Consider the following 18,901-nt stretch of genomic DNA (forward strand, 5'->3'; position numbering starts at 1 on the left):
CATGGATACATATTTAACTATAATTCAGTACCAGTCAGAAGCAGATCAGGTAATGCTGGTCAAAAACAGCAGTAACATTTTTTTCTATGAAGAAAACCCTGAAACGGGAATTAATGTCATGATAGCAGTTGTCGATTCCAACCAGCTTGCTGCTCTTCTTGCTAAAGGATACATTGTCCCGACAGTCACACAATCTCCCAATATGAATAATTATGACCTTATTCAGCTCGACTATAAGGGACAGGAATCCTTTTATGCCAAGGCCGGTGATGTGTTCCTTATTTCGGATACTATTGCCCTTGTCCGGTATGATGAGGGGATTTCTAGACAACAAATAGGAGAAAGTGAGGATTCGGCAATCATACCTTTTATTGATATAAGAAAGGATCTTGCTGAGAAGAATAATATTACGGAAACTGAACTGGCAAATGAAGTGATAACTCCTTCCGTTTCTCCGGCTCCCGCTGCGGAAAAAAATCAGTCTAGTGATGTGAGTTACGTGTATATCGGAGCAATAATCATTTTCGTATTACTGATTGTTATTGCTTTCGTCTATTATCACAAGACGAAAGCAACGGACAATTAGTTTACTTTTTCTTCTTTCGGAAGCGAAAGATGTGCATGTTCAGGAAACTCTTTCTTCTTGTTCGGGAATACAAGTGCTTCCTGCAAAACATCGTCAATTTTCTTGGCAAACACGAAGTGAATATCTTTCTTCACCTTTGCCGGAATATCAACAAGGTCTTTCTTGTTTTCTTCCGGAACAATGACCGTCTTGATCTGTGCACGGTGTGCGGCAATAACCTTTTCTTTCAAACCGCCGATCTCAGTGACACGACCGCGAAGAGTGATTTCCCCGGTCATTGCAACATCACGTTTGACCGGAATTCCGGTCAGAGCCGAGACGATTGAGGTCACAATTGCGACACCTGCCGACGGACCGTCTTTCGGGACAGCTCCTTCAGGTACGTGTACATGGACATCCGTTTCCGAAAAGAATTTCCTGTCAACTTTGAATGTGTCCCACCTGGCACGGATATAGGTTAGCGCCGCTTGACAGGATTCTTTCATCACGTCACCGAGATTCCCGGTGAGAGTAAGGCTTCCTTTTCCGGGCATTGTGGAAACTTCGATAAAGAGAATATCCCCTCCTGCCTGCGTCCACGCAAGACCTGTTGTAATCCCGACCGTATCTTTCTCTTCAATCATCTGAGAAGAATATTTGTACGGTCCGAGATATTCCTGAATGTCGTTTTTACCGACTGATACTTTTTTATTATTTGTTTTATTCTCAACGATCTTACGGGCAATCTTCCTGAAAACGGTTGCAATTTGTCTTTCCAACTCACGTACTCCTGCTTCCCGTGTGTATCTTCTGACAATCATCTCAAGCCCCGAGTCAGTGACCGCAACCTTCTTTTCAGGAATGTGATGGGCACCTCTCTGTTTCGGAATCAAATAATTTTTGGCAATACTGAATTTTTCATCTTCTGTGTAGCCTGCAAAATGAATGATCTCCAATCTGTCACGGAGAGCCTCCGGAATGGTATCCAGAATATTGGCCGTTGTGATAAAGAAAACATGTGAAAGATCAAACGGCACTTCAAGATAATGATCTGAAAATGAGTGATTCTGTTCAGGATCCAATGCTTCAAGAAGTGCTGCCGAAGGGTCACCCCGGTAATCACGACCGATCTTATCGATTTCATCAAGCATAAAGACCGGATTGTTCGTCCCTGCCTGTTTGATTCCCTGAATCATACGCCCGGGCAATGCGCCGACATACGTCCTTCTGTGACCGCGGATTTCCGCTTCGTCACGAATCCCTCCCAGTGAAATTTTGACAAACTCACGTCCCAGTGCACGTGCAATAGAGCGACCGAGAGATGTTTTTCCGACACCCGGCGGTCCGACAAAACAGAGAATTGACGGCTGACTTTCTTTCTTGTGTACGGTAAGTTTATCTTCTTCCTTTCCTTTTGATTTCGCTTTTTTCTCATCCTCCTCCATTTTCTCAAGCTTCATTACGGCCAAAAACTCCAGAATTCTCTCTTTTACCTTTTTCAAACCGAAATGATCTTCATCAAGAATTTTTTCCGCAATCTTAAGGTCAATATTCTGTTCTGAAGCCCGTTTCCATGGGATTTCCACCAGCCAATCAAGATAAGATCTGATATAGGATGCTTCCGGATTAAATTGAGACATCTGCGAAAGTTTCTTTAATTCTTTCATTGCCTTCTCACGGACTTCTCTCGGCATTTCCGCTTCTTTGATTTTACGTTTGTATTCATCAACTTCCTGATTGTCGCTCTTGTCACCCAGTTCTTCCTCTATTGTCTTCATTTTTTCCCGAAGGAAGGTGTCGCGCATATTTTTCTCAAACTTCTTCTGCGTCTTGTTGGAGATATTGTGTTCAAGTTCAAGGACTTTGATTTCTTTATTGATAAACTCAACTTCCATTTCAAGTCTTTTTTTCAGTACCGTTTCCTCAAGAAGTTTCTGCCTTTCTGAAGTTTTGATATCAAGTACCATTGCGACCTGATTGGAAAAATTCAGCGAAGACTGAATATTGAGAATATTCATCAGAAATACGAAATCAATCGTCTTCCCGAGATTGATGGCTTTTTTAATCTGACTTGAAATGTATTTTACTACCGCAAGTACCTCCTCGCTTTCCGTTGCTTCATCTTCAATGACACTGATATCTCCCATAAAATAAGGCACGGATTGCGTAAATTTCTCGACTTTTACTTTTTGCAGACCTTTGACCAAGGCATTGATCTGACCTTTGTCTCCCGTTGCCACTTTGTCAATCTGAGCAATGACTCCGATGTCGTACAAATCTTCAGTAGAAGGATCATCAATTTCCATCTTTCTCTGCATGACAAGAACGACTTTTTTACTGTCATCCATCGCCTTTTTCATGGCCTCTACGCTCTTGTCGCGGCCGAAGACAAGGACATTTTCTGCCGAAGGAAACACGATACCGTCACGGATTGCTATGATAGGATAATTTTCTGTTTTTTTCTTTTGTATTTCTAACATATTCGTATGTTTTTTTGCGTATAAAAGTTTGTAATTTTTTCGGAATATTAGCAGTATAGATTATCGATTGCTAAATGTCAACTTTCTGTATGAGTTCCATACATATGGCACTCTTTTAGTAAAATAGATAATAGGTAATCCATAGGTGAAATATTGTTCAGGCTTTTGTGAACTCGCTTTGTATTGTACCAGACGAGGTATTCAATAAGGTGACGATTGAATGATCCGATACCGGTCCACTTGGTATAGATGTAGGGGTTCATAAATTCTTCCTGGAGTGTTCTGTTTGCTCGCTCAATAAAGGCATTGATCTTGGGACATCTGGGGTAGATAAAGAGGTGTGGGATATTGTTTTCTTCCAGATAGTCATGGAAGTTTCCCAGATACTCGAGGCCGTTATCTGTTTGTATGGTTTTATACCATCTTGTATTGGGTATACTAGTTCCAGTCTTCTCATAAAATCAGCACCGTTTCGGCTGTTGAGTTTTGAGTATCCGTAGGAGAACTGGAATTTGAGTTTGATGTCCACTGCATTGAAGACATACAGCTTGATTCCGTGTACAAACTTCGTGATGGTATCAATCTCAATGTATCCGGTATCTTCCACCTTGGGAGACCGCTTGACCTTCTGTCGGTACTTTACTTTCCGTTTTGCAAAGCCACTTGCTGGATTGTGATAGATCCGGTAGGTCTTGCGCTGCAGGTTGTGTCTTTTGATCACTTTTCCAATGGTTGACTCAGATATAGTTGAAATTCCTTCCTGTAGGCAATACTCATCAAGTAAGGGCTTGATCTTCTCCTTTCCCAAACAAAAGTATTGTTCTCGAATCTCTTTGATAAAGGATATGACCTTCGGGTGAGTCTCCATACGTCGGGGTGTCTTTGGCTTGGTTGTCTCTGGTATCAGGCTATCCAACTGCCCTTCTGAATCTCGCCGTCTCTTCCTCCATCGAAACAATGTCCTTCGTGATATCCCATATGCATCAACTGCAGCTTGTATCCCGTACTTCTCTGCAAATGTCAGAACATCGTTTCTGATTTGTGCTACATCTGACTGATTGTAGTCTGATAGAGATCGTATCTTTTTTCATAAGATCTCTATTGTACTGCCAGTCATAACTCCTAATTACTCGAAGCTGATCTCCTCCCCATTTACTCATAGATGTTAGTTCCCTATGAGTGCCATATCTTTCGTAACTTATTCACTTTCCTAGAAAATGATACCAGAAAAATGAAGATTTAGAAGGGAGATTACACGAATTCGTTCCCGAATTTTTCAAAATCCGTAAACCGCTTCCGAAGCGTCAGAGGCTCAGCCAGTTGAGGTATCTGCTCATGGTATGCGGGACGTTCAGATTTGTAGAGAACACCCAGCGGAAACTTCTCCTCTAGAACTTCCATACTTTTATTCACTGCTTCGACAGCATTTGTCGGATCGTATGTTTCGTCAAGCTTGTATGTCTTCTGCAAATAATACTGATAGGTATTTACTTTGTTAAATGTCACACACGGCTGAAGGATATTGACCAGTGAAAATCCTTTGTGTGAAACCGCTTGCTTGATCAGATCAATCACCAGACGTGCATCACCGGCAAACCCTTGTGAGACGAACGTGGCTCCCTGAGTGATAGCAAGTGCAAGAGGATTGACGCATTGTTCGATGATTCCGTGCGGAGTCGATTTTGACTTGAAACCTTTCTCGGCTGTAGGTGCGACCTGTCCCGTCGTCAAACCGTATACCATATTGTCATGTACGATGACGGTGATGTCATGATTTCCGCGACAGGCGTGCAGCAAATGGTTTCCGCCTTCTCCGTACAATCCTCCGTCGCCGCCTATTGCTATGACCGGCATATCGGGTCTGGCGACTTTCATACCGATTGCCGATGCGATCGCCCGTCCGTGTAGTCCGTGCATGGCATATCCATTCAAAAAATCATTCATGTTTCCGGAACACCCGATATCAAAAGAAAGAAATACCTTCGATGCATCAAATCCGAGCTGCTGCAGCGCGGTTTTTATTCCGACACGAATTCCCCAGTCTCCGCATCCGGGACACCAGGTTGGGGTATATGCATCAAACTGTACATTAGACATAGTATTTCCGATAACTCATAATTACATTTGCTCCTCAAGTTTTGCGAGCACGGATTCTTCAGTTCCGGTTACGCTAACAGCTTCTCTTTTGATCCCGAGCACATAATCTCTGATTTCTTCCGGCCAGAACGGTCTGCCGTCATATTTAAGCAATTTTTCCTCAAAGGTAATTCCCGTCTGTTGTCTCAATAACTGTCCGAACTGTGCATGAGAGTTGTTTTCTACAAGAATATGCCTCTGTGCTTTTTTACCGGCAAAAAATTCATGTAAGGATTTTTCATCCAAAGGATACATATGCGTGAAATGGACAAAGCCATATCCTTTTTTGGTCTCATCGGCAAGCAGTCTCATCGCATCCAAAACAGGTCCTTTCATACTGCCCCATGAAACGAAAATTGTGTCAGCCTCCGGGTCACCGTAAAATGTCGGCAAAACGAAATCATTTTTAAAATATGTGCCATATTTTCTGTTTCGTTTATCCACCTGAACAATACGCGCTTTATCATCCTCAGTCGTATGGGAATCTTCAATATGTTCATAGGAATTTGCCTGATAATAGATTCCTTCCTTGCCCGGAATCAGCATTTCTGAAATACCGTCTTCTGCGTCTTTGTATCTCAAATACGGATTCATCTGGGTATCAGTGACAATTTTTCCGCGATTGGGGACATACTCAGCAAACATTTTGTCGATTGCTGCTTTATCAACATCTTTATGTGATTCGGAAAGATACTTATCCGAAAGCACAATAACGGGAACCTGATAGATATCGGCAAGATCATATGCTTTCAGTGTCAGCTCCGCCATTTCATCAATATCTCCGGGTGCCAAAACGATTTTGGGGAACTCACCGTGTCCGGCATGAACGGCAAACAGAAGATCTCCCTGTTCGGTCCAGGTCGGAAGTCCCGTGGCCGGTCCCGGACGCATGGAAAGAAATACGACAATCGGAATTTCCGCAACTCCGGCATATGACAAAGATTCCACCATCAAAGCAAACCCTCCTCCGGACGTACCGACCGAAGATCTGACTCCCGCATACGCTGATCCGAGCGCAGAATTTATGACGGCTATTTCATCTTCAGGATGGCGAACCACCATACCGTTGTCATACTGCCATGCAGCAAGGATCGATAATATCGATGAGGCTGGGGTCATGGGATAGGACGCATAATGACGGCAGTCAGCGGGAATACAGGCCAGTGAAAACATTTCGTTCCCGGTCATTACCATCTTTTTCGGAGGATTATCATGGCGTTTCAAAACATCCAATGACTGGATCGGTCCTTTGATGATATAATCATGCCCGATTTGCGCAAGTCTGAGATTGAAGTTCACGACTTCATCACCTTTGCGGTCAAATGCTTCATGAATCATGTCCTCAAGAAGTTTGAGATCTCCCCCAAGAAGCGCCACACTGGCAGCTACCGCGACGGTATTGATCATCTGCTGCTGGATCTTTTCATCTTTTCTAATCTGATTAAACGGAACGGGGATTTTTTTTACATCCATCTCGATCTCAAACATCTCAGGATCATAGATGACCATACTTTCCGATGTCAGACGATGCTTATGAAATTCATAGGTGTCTTTATTGAGACAAACCAGAAGATCAACATTCCAGATTGATGAATGGATTTCTTCATCTGAGAATGCTACTTCGTACGTATTGTGCCCGCCGCGGATGAGAGAAGGATATTCCGTGTAGTCAAAAATGTGATAGCCGGAGCGCGTTGCAATTTTAGAGAATGTCAGACCTGAAGTCATGATTCCGAAGCCTGCTTCTCCGCCGATTTTCCAATTAAATTTCATTCAAATTATCAAATAGTTGATAAATACTCCAATACTTCATGCTACCTTTTTTTTACCGGGACTGCAACTCAATCATTCAGTCGTAGCAGCACGGATCCTTGTATCCGCAGTTCGTGCAGGTAGCGTCGCGGCCTCCCGGCATACCCTTAATTGTTTTTAATCCGCACTCAGGACATGTACGTGCATTACAGTTGCAATGACCGCAATTGCATGTATGTTCTGTAGTCGGTTTTTTATCGGGTTTCATTCGAAGAATTGAGAACAAAGCGCAGTAACCAAAATTTGTGAGTGAAGTGGATGTTCGATTCGCCATCTGGCGAAGAGTTCACTTCCGAACAAATTTTCGGTTACAAGCGATGGTCTTAGGTTAGGTTAAATTACTGAGGAAAAATTTTATTTCCGTCCTTATCTTCCACAATGATTGCCGCAGTCGGACAACCTCGGGCAGCATCGATAATTGTGTCGTTCGAATCAGCCTCAGCCGAATCAAGAATGATAGCTTTTGCCTCAGAATCCATAACAAATGTGTTCGGGGCGATCGCAACACATGTAGCTGCACCGATACACAAGTCACGGTCTACATGAAACTTAAGATCACGAACGGTGACAGGTCCTGACGGACTTGCCGGATTTTTCAGCTTCTGATCATCTGACATAGAACAAAAAGAAATAAAATAATAATTACCGGGAAACGGCTTTGATAAGTGCTTCCCAAGAAAGAAGTGCACACTTCATCCTATTCGGTGTCAATTCTATCCCTAATAATCCTAACACATCTTCTTTCTTAAGTGACTTCAATTCTTTCTTTGATTTACCTTTGGCATACTCTGAAAGGAGGGATGCCGAAGCGGTTGATATGGCACAGCCTTCTCCCGTAAATCCCACTTCATCGACGACTCCTTTTTTATCATGAATCTCGAAATGAAGTTTATCTCCGCATAGCGGATTATTAACATCAACTTTTGATGTCGGTTTACTCAACGGAGTATTATTTCTCGGGTTCTGATAATGATCCAGAATAATCTCCTCGTAAATACTCATACAGTTTTTTTTAGAAGTGAAACGGCCTTCTTCAAACCGGTAATTAACACATCAATATCATCTTCGTTGTTGTACAGATAAAAACTCGCTCTGGCGGTCGCTGCAAGTCCCAGTGAGTCATGAAGCGGCATGGTGCAGTGATGTCCTGCCCTGACACAGACGGAATATTCGTCAAGGATCTGGGCAATATCATGAGGATGAATACCGTTTAGCGTAAAAGAAACAATCCCCGCCCTTCTTGATATGTCGTGTAGACCGATTATCGAGATCATTTCTCCGAATTCATCGTTGAGAGCTGAAATTGCTTTTTCCGTAAGGTTTCTTTCATGTTCTGCGATAGCCTGAAAACCGTAATACTGCAGATAAGCAATCGCTTCTTTCAACGCAATTACTTCGGCAATAGGCGGTGTCCCTGCTTCGAATTTATGCGGGACATCAGCAAATGTGGTTTCTTCAAGTGTTACTTCACGGATCATATCCCCGCCATACTGGTAAGGTTCCATTTTCTCAAGAATGTTTTTCCTGCCCCAGAGTACTCCGACTCCCGTCGGTCCGAGCATTTTATGTCCGGAAAAGACAAGGAAATCACAACCCAAATCCTGAACATCAATCTCATGATGAGGAGCAGCTTGCGCCGCATCAACAATCGTAATTATGTCGGGATTTATTTTTTTTGCTGCAGTAATAATTTCCTTGACCGGGTTTATTGTTCCGAGCGTGTTGGACACATACGAAAGTGTCAGAATTTTTGAATACTTTGTGACAATATTCTGAAAATCAATAACGGGTTTCCCGGATTTGCCGTATGAGACAATTCCGAGTTCATGCTGATCATTGAGACCGATTATTTTCAAAACGGCACCGTTTTTTCCTACAAGCTGCTGCCAGGGAACAAAATTGGCATGATGTTCCATAACGGTTGTCACGATCTCGTCTCCTTCCTCAAGAAGTACTCCTAACGATGAGGCAAGAAGATTTAATGCTTCAGTAGTTCCCTTTGTAAATATAATTTCTTCGGGTGATTTAGAGTTTATAAATAACGATACAATTTTTCTTGTTTCTTCATATTCTTCCGAGGCTTTTTCAGCCAGTTTATAAATGCCTCTATGAATGTTTGCAGTGTACTTTTTGTAGTAATCATTCAGTTTATTGATCACTGATATCGGTTTTAGGGAAGTTGCTGAAGAATCAAGGTAAACCAAATCAGGGTTATGATAATACATCGGAAAATCATCTCTGATTTGCTTCGGATTAAACATGATGAATTATAAATGTATAACTGCTTTCTTCCCGGTTAACTCACGGCTTCAAAATCCGGGACTTTTTCTCTTACCTTATTATACACTTCGTCAATAAATCCCTTTACCAGCATGTCACGGGCATCTTTTTCCGTGATACCTCGGGTCCGCACATACAATAGTTCATCCTTATTCAGTTTGCCTGTCGTCGAACCGTGAGTACAGAAGACATCATTCGCCAAAATCTCAAGAAACGGACGGGAGTCGACAAATACGCCGGGATTCAAAATGAGATTTTGGTTTTTCTGATAAGCATGGCTTTGCTGTGCTGATTTTTCAAGTCTGATAAGACCCTGATAAATGAATTTTGATTCATCTTCAAAAACACCTTTGATGAGAAGATCGGAAAGTGATCCTGGCGCGGTATGGTGCTGGATGGTTTCGATATGAAACTGATCGGCTTTTTCCCCGGTGAACAGTCCGTAAATATAGAGTTCCACACCGGATGCTGCCACTTCAAATGTCAGTTTCCCCGACCGGTTATGAAAAAAGGCGACATACTGGCCTTTTTCATCAATTTTGACATGATCCTCAGTTGTGTTTGTTAAATCAATAAATTTCATATTATTTTGCTAATAATGTCGTGCAAGTCGAGGGCAGAATCTGGAACGCGCCCCTAAATTCAGCGTGCCATCCTCACCCCACACTTCCTTCCATCTCTAACCTGATCAAACGGTTTAATTCGATTGAATACTCCAGGGGAATCTCCTTCGTCACCGGTTCCATAAATCCAAGTACCAACGCACTCTCGGCATCAGCCTTAGAAAGACCCCGTGACATCAGATAAAACAGTTTCTCATCCCCCAGTTTCTCAACCGTTGCTTCATGCTGAATCTCAATATCATCTTCCTTAATCTTCATAAAGGGATATGTATCAGAGCGTGATTCTTCATCCAAAATCAGCGCATCACAGGACACGAAAACCGATGAATTTTTTGCACCCGGAGACACCTGTACCAGTCCCCGATAAGACGTCCTTCCGCCTTCTTTTGAGATTGATTTCGATACGATACGGGACGATGTATTGGGAGCGAAATGAAGCATCTTTGCTCCGGCATCCTGCAGCTGATCTTTTCCTGCAAACGCAATCGAAAGCACTTCGCCGCGGGCACCCTCTCCATGCAGATACACACTCGGATATTTCATTGTGATCTGACTGCCGATATTGCAGTCTACCCATTCCATAAATCCGCCTTCCGCACAGTGAGTGCGTTTCGTAACCAAATTGTAAACATTCTTGCTCCAGTTTTGGACTGTCGTATAACGCACATGGGCATTTTTCTTGACAAAAATCTCAACCACGGCAGCGTGCAAAGAGTCTGAAGTGTAAATCGGAGCGGTACAACCCTCAATATAATGGACATCGCTTCCTTCTTCCGCAATGATAAGGGTACGTTCAAACTGTCCGAACCGCTCGGAATTAATCCGGAAATATGCCTGTAACGGAAGTTGTACCTTTACACCTTTCGGAACATACACAAATGATCCTCCTGACCAGACTGCAGAATTCAAAGCGGCAAATTTATTGTCGTGCGGCGGAATCAGTTTACCGAAATACTCCTGCACAAGCTCGGGATGTTCGCGAACGGCAGTGTCCATGTCGCAGAAAATCACTCCCTGTTTTGATAAAGCTTTATTTACACTTTCGTATACTACTTCAGACTCATACTGAGCAGAAACTCCCGCCAAAAACTTTTTTTCAGCTTCAGGCACACCGATACGATCATATGTTTCTTTAATCTCTGCGGGTAATTCCTCCCACGAAGATGCCTGATTTTCCGTCGGTCTCAGGTAGTAGTAAATATCATCAAAACGGATTTTTGAGAGATCAGGACCCCATGACGGCATCTTTTTTTCACCGAAAATCTTATATGATTTTACCCGAAACTCCGTCATCCACTTCGGTTCCTTTTTTATCGCAGAAATCTGCCTTACCTTTGCTTCGTCCAAGCCTTTCTCCGCCTTAAATACGGCCTTCTCCGGCATGGAGAATCCATATTTGTAGTCAAATTGTATATCTTCCTGTTGTTTTGACATTGAATGAAAAAATGAAATAATTGATTTGTATAAGTGTGCGTAAAATGAGCAGAGCAATGCGCGATCGTGGAGAACTCCGACAACTCCACTAGCGAACAAGCACGCGTAATACAAACAATTATGAGTTTTTTATACTTTTTTATACCCCTCATCCTCAATCTTCTTCGCCAGTTCCGGCCCTCCGACCTTCACCAGTTTTCCGTTCATCATCACCAGAACATAATCCGGTTTCAGATGATGAAGAATACGATTGTAATGAGTTATGACAATATAAGTTTTGTCTCCTTTATATTTGGTAAGAAATTTTGAAATAGATTTTAAGGAATCAACATCGACTCCGGTATCAACTTCATCAAAAATGAGAAGCTGTTTTTCAAGAACCGCTGCCTGCAGTACTTCCATTTTTTTTCGTTCTCCTCCTGACGCTCCTTCATTCAGCGGGCGATTCAGCAATTCTTCATTGATGCCAAGTTCTTTTCCATATTTTCTTGCTTCCTCACGAATCTTCAGAGGATCTTTTTTTCCTTGAAGTGCAAGCTGCAAAAGCTGAAAAACTTTCACACCGGAAAGTGACAGCGGGGTTTGAAAAGAAAGAAAAATACCTTCTCTTGCTCTTTCATCAGGTTCCATTTCCGAGATCTCCTCACCGTTGTACTCAATCTTTGACTCTTCACTGACTTCATATGCAGGATGACCCATAATCGAGTATGCAAGAGTAGATTTTCCCGAACCGTTCGGTCCCATCACGGCATATGTTTTTCCTTTTTCAAATTCAAAATCGATTCCCTTGAGGATTTGTTTTTCTTCGATACTGACTTTTAGATTTTTGAGTTTTAGCATAGTTTCTCAAGTATAACCAATAATACGGTTAAAGCGAAGTAATCAAAATGTGTGAAGCCGGAAAAGGCGAAACGTCAACTGCAGATATGAACGGCCTGGGCGTGCGCCTGGAGGCAAGCACATTTTCGGTTACAAGCTCCCTTACGATGGCTAGTCTAACCGATCAAAGAGATGATTGCAAGAGTGACAGTCTCGGAACCCGATCCAGTTCCTGTTCGTTTTCTACAAAAATTCCTTTTTCTGCACGCATTGCTCCGACAATCCCGATCATCGCAGCATTATCATAGTTCAAATATTTCAGAGCAGGAAAATATGCCGAACCTCCGTGTTTTTTTGCCAGCTCCCGCATCAACTGCCTCAGGTACTGATTAACGGCAACACCCCCACCTACAAGAAGTCTGTTTATTCCCGTTTCCGCCATCGCCCGTTCCGTTTTCTTAATCAACGTTCTGAAGACCGCTTCCTGAAAAGAACTCGCAAGATATGCGATTTCCTTGTTTTTCTCTGTATCATCCATCTTTCTGATCTTATAAAGGAGCGCTGTTTTCAATCCGGAAAAAGAGAAATTTAAACCACCTGATTTCATCATCGGTCTGGGAAAAACGTACTTATCGGTGTTTTCTACCTGTTTTGCCAATCTCTCAATCACCGGACCTCCCGGATATCCGAAACCAAGCATTCTTGCCGCCTTGTCCAAGGCTTCTCCCGCTGCATCGTCGACTGTTTCTCCCAAAATGGTATATGTTAGATGGTCTTTGAATAGCACAAGTTCTGTATGACCGCCGGAGACTAATAATCCTAGATAAGGAAACTTAAAATCGCGGTTTGGATTTCCTTTACTATTCTGTACAAAAGGAGAATACAAATGTCCTTCCATATGATTTACCCGCACAATAGGTTTGTTGTATTTTTTCGAAAGTTCCAAAGCATATCTTATCCCGACTTCAAGGGCAATAGCCAGTCCCGGACCGTAGGTCACGGCAACGGCATCTACATCGCTCATTTGTAATTTTGATTTCCTGACAGCTTCATCAACAACCCATCCGATCCGTTCCTCATGTGCACGCCGGGCAATGGACGGGACAACCCCTCCCCATTCTTTATGCATCAAGACCTGAGAATAGATGACATTCGAAAGCACACGTCGACCCGAGACGACTGCTGCAGCCGTTTCGTCACAGGAAGTATCGATTGCAAGTACGGTTTTTGACATATCGTATTATACCCTATCAGGAAAGGATAAATTACTCTTTTGAGAATGCGGAACCTAATCGCCTGGTGCTGATTACAGCATCATCAACGTAAACGGTAAACGCAGAAGGTGAAATTCCGGCACCGTAACTGTTGACACTCCAGCTATTGAAACTGTCCTCAAATTTCGTACGTACTCCGTCAATGTTATAAATTTCCTGCCCGTCCTGCCAGACAATTATCTGCCCGTCAAAGCCGCTTGACTGGCTGAGGAACATCTCAAGATGAACCCACTGTTTTGCCGGAACATTCAAAGGAGATGAAGTAAACTGCTTTGATGTGATACTGTCTTCAGCCATAGGACCGGCAACCGCTCCTTCGCCGCCTTTCCAGCTCAGTTATAAGTATTGTTCACCATTTTCCCGGGACATCAATCGTACGGACCAAAATACAGCGCTTGGTCCCCCAATTTGGGAATTTTTTTTTGCCTTAAACTGCATGATATTTGTCCATCCGTTCACCTCATATTGTTCCGGGAAATAAAGCCAGGCACTGTAATAATAGTCTTCTCCGGATCGGGCTTCCGGGTATCTGAACTGACGGCATCCTGAATGAGGAAACCAACTGCCAATCGTCATTTTGAGCGAATATTTCCCGCTATGAGCTACATCCGTACTGACACCGTTTTTCGGTCGGATACACAGGCCCGAATCCTGCCACGTTTGCTCGCTTTTGCGTGACATCCACTTCGTAGCATCTCCCGTTTCATGATCTGCGTACCATACGACATGACCTGTGCTTTCCTGAGGAGCGGAATTCTGAAAAGTGTTTGAGTCATATCTTTCCGAAAGTGAAACATCCGGAGCCAATAACTTGTCATAGATTGTCAGAATTATCAGAATCATAAAAACAGCGAGGATCAGTTTCTTTTGCTTGCCAATTGCGGAGGATATGTTCGAAAACAATGAAGACATAGTTTTATCATACTATGTTTTAGGAAACACATCAGCAACTCATTCTTTTATTTCTATTTCCCGTTCAGTTTCACTCTTGTGTCTTATCTCGACAAAAATGACCTGCGCCTTTTGTTTAAACGTCTCGTAGAGTTTTCCGAGTTTTTCTCCCCACTCGACAACCATAATTGAAGGCTTATCAACATAATCTTCGAGACTGAGGTTTTCAAACTCCTGAGGATCGGTGATATTGTAAAGATCGGCATGAACAAACCGTTCATACTTCAATTTATTTCCTTCAGGAATATCATATTCGTAATATACGACAAATGTAGGGGAGACTACTTTCTCAATGCCTAAAAACCGTGCAATTCCGCGGGACATTTCCGTTTTCCCGGTACCGAGGTCTCCTTTTAAAATAATTACTACGGGCTTTCCCGATGCTTTTTTCATTGTTTTATCGATGATAAATTCACCGATTTTTTGTGTTTGCTCAGGAGATTTCGAAAGATACAAATCCTTTTTATCAAAGAGTATTTCCCCCTCCCGCAGTGTTTTTGTCTCATCACCGGTCAGATCAACTACGGTTGAAGGTTTGTTTCTCGGAAGTTTTCCTGCATCAACAATAAGATCTATCAGTTCTTCTTTCTTTTTCGGAAGCTGATGTAAGAAAGACTCAATAGAATAATGAGGATTACTTCCGCCGAGATTGGCAGAGGTCGCCGTGACGGGTGATCGATACTTCTCGATCAATTCATTTACCGGTGCGAAATCCGGAATACGTATCCCCAATGTCCCCGTTTCGGATTCCAGTGCGGGAACAAGAATATGTTTTGACGGTAAAACAACAGTGAACGGACCAGGAAGAATGGTCTCAAGCAGTGATTGCTGCTTTTCAGACAATGTTGAATACTTTTCAATCATTTCCATATCCCGTACAAAAACGGAAATCGCTTTGCCGGGAGGACGGTTTTTGAAAGCAATAAGTTTATCGACTGCCCGTTCCTGAGTGGAGTCCACAAGAAGCCCGTACACTGTATCTGATGGAAATACGATAAGCCCTCCGTTTTTGAGTGTTTTAACGGTTTCATTTATTACGAAATCTTTACTTTCTTTTGTTAAGTTTAGTATGCGTGTCATACGCACGAAAAATACGATAATTATTAGCAGTTGTAACTCTGGTCCGCTTGTATATTCTAACAAAGATCTGATAGAATAGTGCGGTATGAAAAAACCAAAAAAAACTGAAAAGAATATGCCAAAGATGAAAGAAATTAAAGTCAATCTCGATGTGAAAACGATATTTATAATCCTGTTTGCTGGATTCTTCATATATACACTTCTCTCTCCTTTCATCCATACTCAAACTGCCTCAAAAGAAAAATCTCTGACTGAAATCATAAGTGATATAAAAAAAAAGAGTGTAGATAAGGTGATCGTTGAAGATACAAAAGTCACGGCAGTCTATGACGATAATGAACAGGCAATCGCCTACATTGAGCCGGGAGATAACTTCAGACAGGTCTTGAATGATGCGGGGATACAACTCGATACGGTGAATCTGCAGGTTGAGGATACACAGAGCGGCATTGAGATGTTGCGGTTTTTGGGAAGCGTGATTCCGGCAATTTTGTTATTCGTATTTTTCTGGTTTATCTTCAGACAGGCTCGGGGAGCGCAGGATTCTGTATTTTCATTCGGACAATCCAAAGCAAAACGTTTTAATAAAGAAACTTCAAATATCACATTCAAAGACGTTGCCGGTGTAGAAGAGGCAAAGAAAGAACTTGAAGAAGTCGTTGACTTTTTGAAAAATCCCGGTAAATACCGCAAACTCGGCGCAAGACCGCCGAAGGGTGTCATGCTTGTCGGACCAGCCGGAACGGGTAAAACGCTTCTTGCAAAAGCAGTCGCCGGAGAAGCAAGCGTTCCGTTTTTCTCAATTGCCGGATCTGAGTTCATGGAAATGCTTGTTGGAATCGGCGCCGCACGTGCCAGAGATCTCTTTGCAAATGCCAAACAGAATGCACCTTCCATTATTTTTATTGATGAAATTGATGCGATCGGACGAGCCCGTTCGACAGGAGTGATGTCTTCCCATGATGAACGTGAGCAGACACTCAATCAGATCCTTGTTGAGATGGACGGATTTACACCGAATGAACAAGTGGTTGTGATCGCCGCGACAAACCGAGGGGATCTTCTGGATTCTGCCCTACTCCGTCCGGGACGGTTTGACCGACGTATCCTTGTGGATTATCCTGATGTGGAAGGCCGTGCTGCAATTATTTCCATCCATGCACGAAATAAGCCGGTCGCAGATGATGTGAAATGGGAACGTGTAGCAAAAAGAACCGTCGGCTTTTCGGGCGCTGACATTGAGAATATGCTGAACGAAGCTGCAATCACAGCCGCACGTCACAACAGGGATAAAATCATTATGGAAGATATTGAGGACGCAGCTACAAAGGTTAAACTCGGTCCTGAGAAAAAGAGACTGCAGACTGAGTACGATAAGAAGATCACCGCATATCATGAAGCAGGTCATGCAATTGTTTCTCATTATCAGGAACATACCGATCCTGTACATCGAATCTCCATAGTCTCCCGTGGCATGGCTCTCGGATATACTCTTATCCCGCCCGAAAGAGACAAACTCCACACATCAAAAACGGCTCTTATCGAACGCCTTGCCGTCATGATGGGCGGTCGTGCAGCCGAAGAAGTTGTGTTCAAGGAGATTACCACCGGCGCAGCAAATGATTTTGATCAGGCTACCACAATAGCCCGGAAAATGGTCATGGATTTCGGAATGAGCAGTCTCGGCCCGGTAAATTTCGGAGCAACAACCGATATCACGGATTATCGACAGGGCTGGCAGGGCAATGATATTTCTCAGGAAATGCTTGCCAAAATCGATCATGAAGTCAGCCTGATACTCAAAACCGCATATAAACAGGCAGTTGAACTTGTAAAAAAACATCGAAAACAGCTTGATGCGGTATCGGATGAGCTCGTCAAAAATGAAAGTATGGATCAGGATCAGTTCGAAAAGATTGTCGGAATAAAGAAGGCCTATGAGGATAAACTCAGTGATGACCAAACCGACACCAAACCGAAAAAGTCTCCGAAAAAATCCGAAGCCTAGTCTTTCCATTCGACGGTATTCAGAGTACAATAAATATCTGTTATGAAAACGCTACTTCTTATAGACGCTCATGCAATGATCCACCGGGCATATCATGCCCTTCCGGATACACTTGCCACCCGTGACGGGACACCCACTGGGGCCATTTACGGGTTCTTTCTTATGATGCAGAAAGTCCTTCTGGATTTTCGGCCTACTCATCTTGCGGTATGCTTTGACACCCCGAAACCGACATTCCGCAAAAAACTGTTTGACGGATATCAGGCAAAGCGACCTCCGATGGAAGATGCTTTGAAAGTACAGATTCCGAAAATAAAAGAGCTGTTGGACAAAGGAGGGGTGACGCGACTTGAGAAACCGGGTTTTGAAGCCGACGATATCATCGGGACCATTAGCGAAAAGCAGAAAAGTGACTTTGACCGGGTACTTATTCTCACTGGAGACCGTGATCTCCTGCAGCTGACTGATGACAAAGTCTTTTTAATTGCACCGAAACGGGGAGTCACGAACTTTGATCTTTTTACTCCCCATGAGGTAAAAATGAAATTCGGTGTCACACCGGAACATATCCCAGATTACAAAGCATTGGCAGGAGACTCATCAGATAACTATAATACAGTTCGCGGCATAGGTCCGAAAACCGCACAGAAGCTTTTGAAGATAGAGCCGACTGTAGAAAAACTGCTTGAACACCTAGATCTTGTCGATAATGAAAAATGGCGAACAATTCTTTCGGAACACAAAGAGCAAATACTTCTTTTCAAAAAAATAGCAACCATCGTACGTGATGTAGAGGTCAATCCGCCCAAGTCACAACTCGCATTTTCCGGTTTTCGTGACGACATGAAAGCAGAACTCAAAAAGCTGGAACTTTTTTCTCTGGTAACTAAGCTTTATGAAAATATTGAGTTACAGCCTGTTAAAAAGGAAGAGAAGAAGAAGAAGGAGAATAACTCCGATCAAATTGATCTGTTTTCCTGAAACATTGCAACTTCCCCGAAAATCCTGTATCTTTAATACTCCCATATGATAGCCCCTGACACTCAACAAAATCTGTTATACACCATATACTTTATCCTCATTCATAATTTTGAAGCGATTCTCTACTCTGTCGGCATTATTATTGCTTTGATCATATCTTTGTATAAGCCCTCCCGAGGTAAAATCCTGATCATGTGGGGGTTTATTATCCTTCTTTTTGCGTTTGAATATGACAAGCACATTCTGGAACCCTTGAGACAGCAAACCATCGGATCCCTCATTACCGAGCGGCAAAGCTTTCGGATTGAGCATACGATTAATTATGTAACGATGCGTGTGTTGCCGAAGGCACTTCCGTTCTTCGGCTGGATGCTCGTCATCGGCGGGATTTTTTTTGACAAAATCATCAAAGCGATACAGCAAAGATTGCATCACAATAAGAAAGATTTATAATACAA

19 protein-coding genes are annotated in these 18,901 nt (G+C 42.9%); 4 read left to right on the forward strand and 15 right to left on the reverse strand.

Going from position 1 to position 18,901, the window contains the following annotated elements:
* Position 1: 1 nt before the first annotated feature.
* Positions 2 to 586: a hypothetical protein gene (locus IPM65_06790; protein ID QQS43813.1), complete on the forward strand. Its 585-nt coding sequence runs from the start codon at positions 2 to 4 to the stop codon at positions 584 to 586.
* Here IPM65_06790 and lon read toward each other — a convergent pair.
* The 15 genes from lon to IPM65_06865 all read right to left on the reverse strand — a co-directional run bounded on the left by lon (position 583) and on the right by IPM65_06865 (position 15,454).
* Entirely contained in the window at positions 583 to 3,045 is a 2,463-nt protein-coding gene (lon, locus tag IPM65_06795; GenBank protein QQS43814.1) for an endopeptidase La, read from the reverse strand. The two genes, IPM65_06790 and lon, sit on opposite strands and share 4 nt — an antisense overlap.
* Positions 3,046 to 3,122: 77 nt before the next feature.
* Positions 3,123 to 3,482, reverse strand: a complete 360-nt coding sequence (locus IPM65_06800; protein ID QQS44730.1) for a transposase — start codon at positions 3,480 to 3,482, stop codon at positions 3,123 to 3,125.
* A 546-nt stretch (positions 3,483 to 4,028) separates the two neighbouring features.
* On the reverse strand, positions 4,029 to 4,205 hold the full coding sequence (locus IPM65_06805; GenBank protein QQS43815.1) for a hypothetical protein: 177 nt from the start codon (positions 4,203 to 4,205) through the stop codon (positions 4,029 to 4,031).
* Between the two features lie 91 nt (positions 4,206 to 4,296).
* Positions 4,297 to 5,142 (reverse strand): 2-oxoacid ferredoxin oxidoreductase, encoded by an 846-nt coding sequence (locus IPM65_06810; GenBank protein QQS43816.1) that lies wholly within the window; start codon positions 5,140 to 5,142, stop codon positions 4,297 to 4,299.
* Between the two features lie 21 nt (positions 5,143 to 5,163).
* Positions 5,164 to 6,954 carry a 2-oxoacid:acceptor oxidoreductase subunit alpha gene (locus IPM65_06815; protein QQS43817.1) on the reverse strand — a complete coding sequence of 597 codons (1,791 nt, stop codon included), beginning with the start codon at positions 6,952 to 6,954 and terminating at the stop codon, positions 5,164 to 5,166.
* A gap of 377 nt (positions 6,955 to 7,331) precedes the next feature.
* Positions 7,332 to 7,610 (reverse strand): ferredoxin, encoded by a 279-nt coding sequence (locus IPM65_06820; GenBank protein QQS43818.1) that lies wholly within the window; start codon positions 7,608 to 7,610, stop codon positions 7,332 to 7,334.
* A gap of 25 nt (positions 7,611 to 7,635) precedes the next feature.
* Complete coding sequence (locus IPM65_06825) at positions 7,636 to 7,995, reverse strand: iron-sulfur cluster assembly scaffold protein (GenBank protein QQS43819.1); 360 nt, start codon at positions 7,993 to 7,995, stop codon at positions 7,636 to 7,638.
* Positions 7,992 to 9,254, reverse strand: a complete 1,263-nt coding sequence (locus tag IPM65_06830) for a cysteine desulfurase (GenBank protein QQS43820.1) — start codon at positions 9,252 to 9,254, stop codon at positions 7,992 to 7,994. Before IPM65_06830 ends, IPM65_06825 begins: the two co-directional genes overlap by 4 nt.
* A 35-nt stretch (positions 9,255 to 9,289) precedes the next feature.
* The gene (locus tag IPM65_06835) at positions 9,290 to 9,856 is read right to left on the reverse strand and encodes a SufD family Fe-S cluster assembly protein (protein QQS43821.1); all 567 of its coding nucleotides are present in this window, start codon (positions 9,854 to 9,856) and stop codon (positions 9,290 to 9,292) included.
* A gap of 73 nt (positions 9,857 to 9,929) precedes the next feature.
* On the reverse strand, positions 9,930 to 11,330 hold the full coding sequence (sufB, locus tag IPM65_06840; protein ID QQS43822.1) for a Fe-S cluster assembly protein SufB: 1,401 nt from the start codon (positions 11,328 to 11,330) through the stop codon (positions 9,930 to 9,932).
* Positions 11,331 to 11,459: 129 nt separating this feature from the next.
* The gene (gene sufC / locus IPM65_06845; GenBank protein ID QQS43823.1) at positions 11,460 to 12,170 is read right to left on the reverse strand and encodes a Fe-S cluster assembly ATPase SufC; all 711 of its coding nucleotides are present in this window, start codon (positions 12,168 to 12,170) and stop codon (positions 11,460 to 11,462) included.
* A 163-nt stretch (positions 12,171 to 12,333) separates the two neighbouring features.
* Positions 12,334 to 13,383, reverse strand: coding sequence for a tRNA (adenosine(37)-N6)-threonylcarbamoyltransferase complex transferase subunit TsaD (gene tsaD / locus IPM65_06850; protein ID QQS43824.1), 1,050 nt, complete (start codon positions 13,381 to 13,383; stop codon positions 12,334 to 12,336).
* A 31-nt stretch (positions 13,384 to 13,414) separates the two neighbouring features.
* Positions 13,415 to 13,720, reverse strand: coding sequence for a hypothetical protein (locus IPM65_06855; GenBank protein ID QQS43825.1), 306 nt, complete (start codon positions 13,718 to 13,720; stop codon positions 13,415 to 13,417).
* A 39-nt stretch (positions 13,721 to 13,759) separates the two neighbouring features.
* Positions 13,760 to 14,335 carry a hypothetical protein gene (locus IPM65_06860; GenBank protein QQS43826.1) on the reverse strand — a complete coding sequence of 192 codons (576 nt, stop codon included), beginning with the start codon at positions 14,333 to 14,335 and terminating at the stop codon, positions 13,760 to 13,762.
* A gap of 39 nt (positions 14,336 to 14,374) precedes the next feature.
* Positions 14,375 to 15,454 (reverse strand): threonylcarbamoyl-AMP synthase, encoded by a 1,080-nt coding sequence (locus tag IPM65_06865; GenBank protein ID QQS43827.1) that lies wholly within the window; start codon positions 15,452 to 15,454, stop codon positions 14,375 to 14,377.
* Positions 15,455 to 15,578: 124 nt separating this feature from the next.
* On the opposite strand from IPM65_06865, the gene ftsH reads away from it, so the two are divergent.
* From ftsH to IPM65_06880, 3 genes are read left to right on the forward strand one after another with little or no spacing between them, the layout of a single operon-like run.
* Positions 15,579 to 17,462 carry an ATP-dependent zinc metalloprotease FtsH gene (gene ftsH, locus IPM65_06870; protein QQS44731.1) on the forward strand — a complete coding sequence of 628 codons (1,884 nt, stop codon included), beginning with the start codon at positions 15,579 to 15,581 and terminating at the stop codon, positions 17,460 to 17,462.
* A 42-nt stretch (positions 17,463 to 17,504) separates the two neighbouring features.
* Entirely contained in the window at positions 17,505 to 18,443 is a 939-nt protein-coding gene (locus tag IPM65_06875) for a hypothetical protein (protein QQS43828.1), read from the forward strand.
* A 45-nt stretch (positions 18,444 to 18,488) separates the two neighbouring features.
* Complete coding sequence (locus tag IPM65_06880) at positions 18,489 to 18,896, forward strand: hypothetical protein (GenBank protein QQS43829.1); 408 nt, start codon at positions 18,489 to 18,491, stop codon at positions 18,894 to 18,896.
* The last annotated feature ends 5 nt before the right edge of the window (positions 18,897 to 18,901 follow it).

It is taken from the genome of Candidatus Roizmanbacteria bacterium, from assembly GCA_016700135.1.
Taxonomy (GTDB): domain Bacteria; phylum Patescibacteriota; class Microgenomatia; order UBA1406; family GWC2-37-13; genus UBA1450.

Bases quoted from the DNA above. Each gene is read 5' to 3' on its own strand.
- IPM65_06790 (QQS43813.1), top strand. From the start codon at position 2: ATGGATACATATTTAACTATAATTCAGTACCAGTCAGAAGCAGATCAG.
- lon (QQS43814.1), bottom strand. From the start codon at position 3,045: ATGTTAGAAATACAAAAGAAAAAAACAGAAAATTATCCTATCATAGCA.
- IPM65_06805 (QQS43815.1), bottom strand. From the start codon at position 4,205: ATGAGTAAATGGGGAGGAGATCAGCTTCGAGTAATTAGGAGTTATGAC.
- IPM65_06810 (QQS43816.1), bottom strand. From the start codon at position 5,142: ATGTCTAATGTACAGTTTGATGCATATACCCCAACCTGGTGTCCCGGA.
- IPM65_06815 (QQS43817.1), bottom strand. From the start codon at position 6,954: ATGAAATTTAATTGGAAAATCGGCGGAGAAGCAGGCTTCGGAATCATG.
- IPM65_06820 (QQS43818.1), bottom strand. From the start codon at position 7,610: ATGTCAGATGATCAGAAGCTGAAAAATCCGGCAAGTCCGTCAGGACCT.
- IPM65_06825 (QQS43819.1), bottom strand. From the start codon at position 7,995: ATGAGTATTTACGAGGAGATTATTCTGGATCATTATCAGAACCCGAGA.
- IPM65_06830 (QQS43820.1), bottom strand. From the start codon at position 9,254: ATGTTTAATCCGAAGCAAATCAGAGATGATTTTCCGATGTATTATCAT.
- IPM65_06835 (QQS43821.1), bottom strand. From the start codon at position 9,856: ATGAAATTTATTGATTTAACAAACACAACTGAGGATCATGTCAAAATT.
- sufB (QQS43822.1), bottom strand. From the start codon at position 11,330: ATGTCAAAACAACAGGAAGATATACAATTTGACTACAAATATGGATTC.
- sufC (QQS43823.1), bottom strand. From the start codon at position 12,170: ATGCTAAAACTCAAAAATCTAAAAGTCAGTATCGAAGAAAAACAAATC.
- tsaD (QQS43824.1), bottom strand. From the start codon at position 13,383: ATGTCAAAAACCGTACTTGCAATCGATACTTCCTGTGACGAAACGGCT.
- IPM65_06855 (QQS43825.1), bottom strand. From the start codon at position 13,720: ATGGCTGAAGACAGTATCACATCAAAGCAGTTTACTTCATCTCCTTTG.
- IPM65_06860 (QQS43826.1), bottom strand. From the start codon at position 14,335: ATGTCTTCATTGTTTTCGAACATATCCTCCGCAATTGGCAAGCAAAAG.
- IPM65_06865 (QQS43827.1), bottom strand. From the start codon at position 15,454: ATGACACGCATACTAAACTTAACAAAAGAAAGTAAAGATTTCGTAATA.
- ftsH (QQS44731.1), top strand. From the start codon at position 15,579: ATGAAAGAAATTAAAGTCAATCTCGATGTGAAAACGATATTTATAATC.
- IPM65_06875 (QQS43828.1), top strand. From the start codon at position 17,505: ATGAAAACGCTACTTCTTATAGACGCTCATGCAATGATCCACCGGGCA.
- IPM65_06880 (QQS43829.1), top strand. From the start codon at position 18,489: ATGATAGCCCCTGACACTCAACAAAATCTGTTATACACCATATACTTT.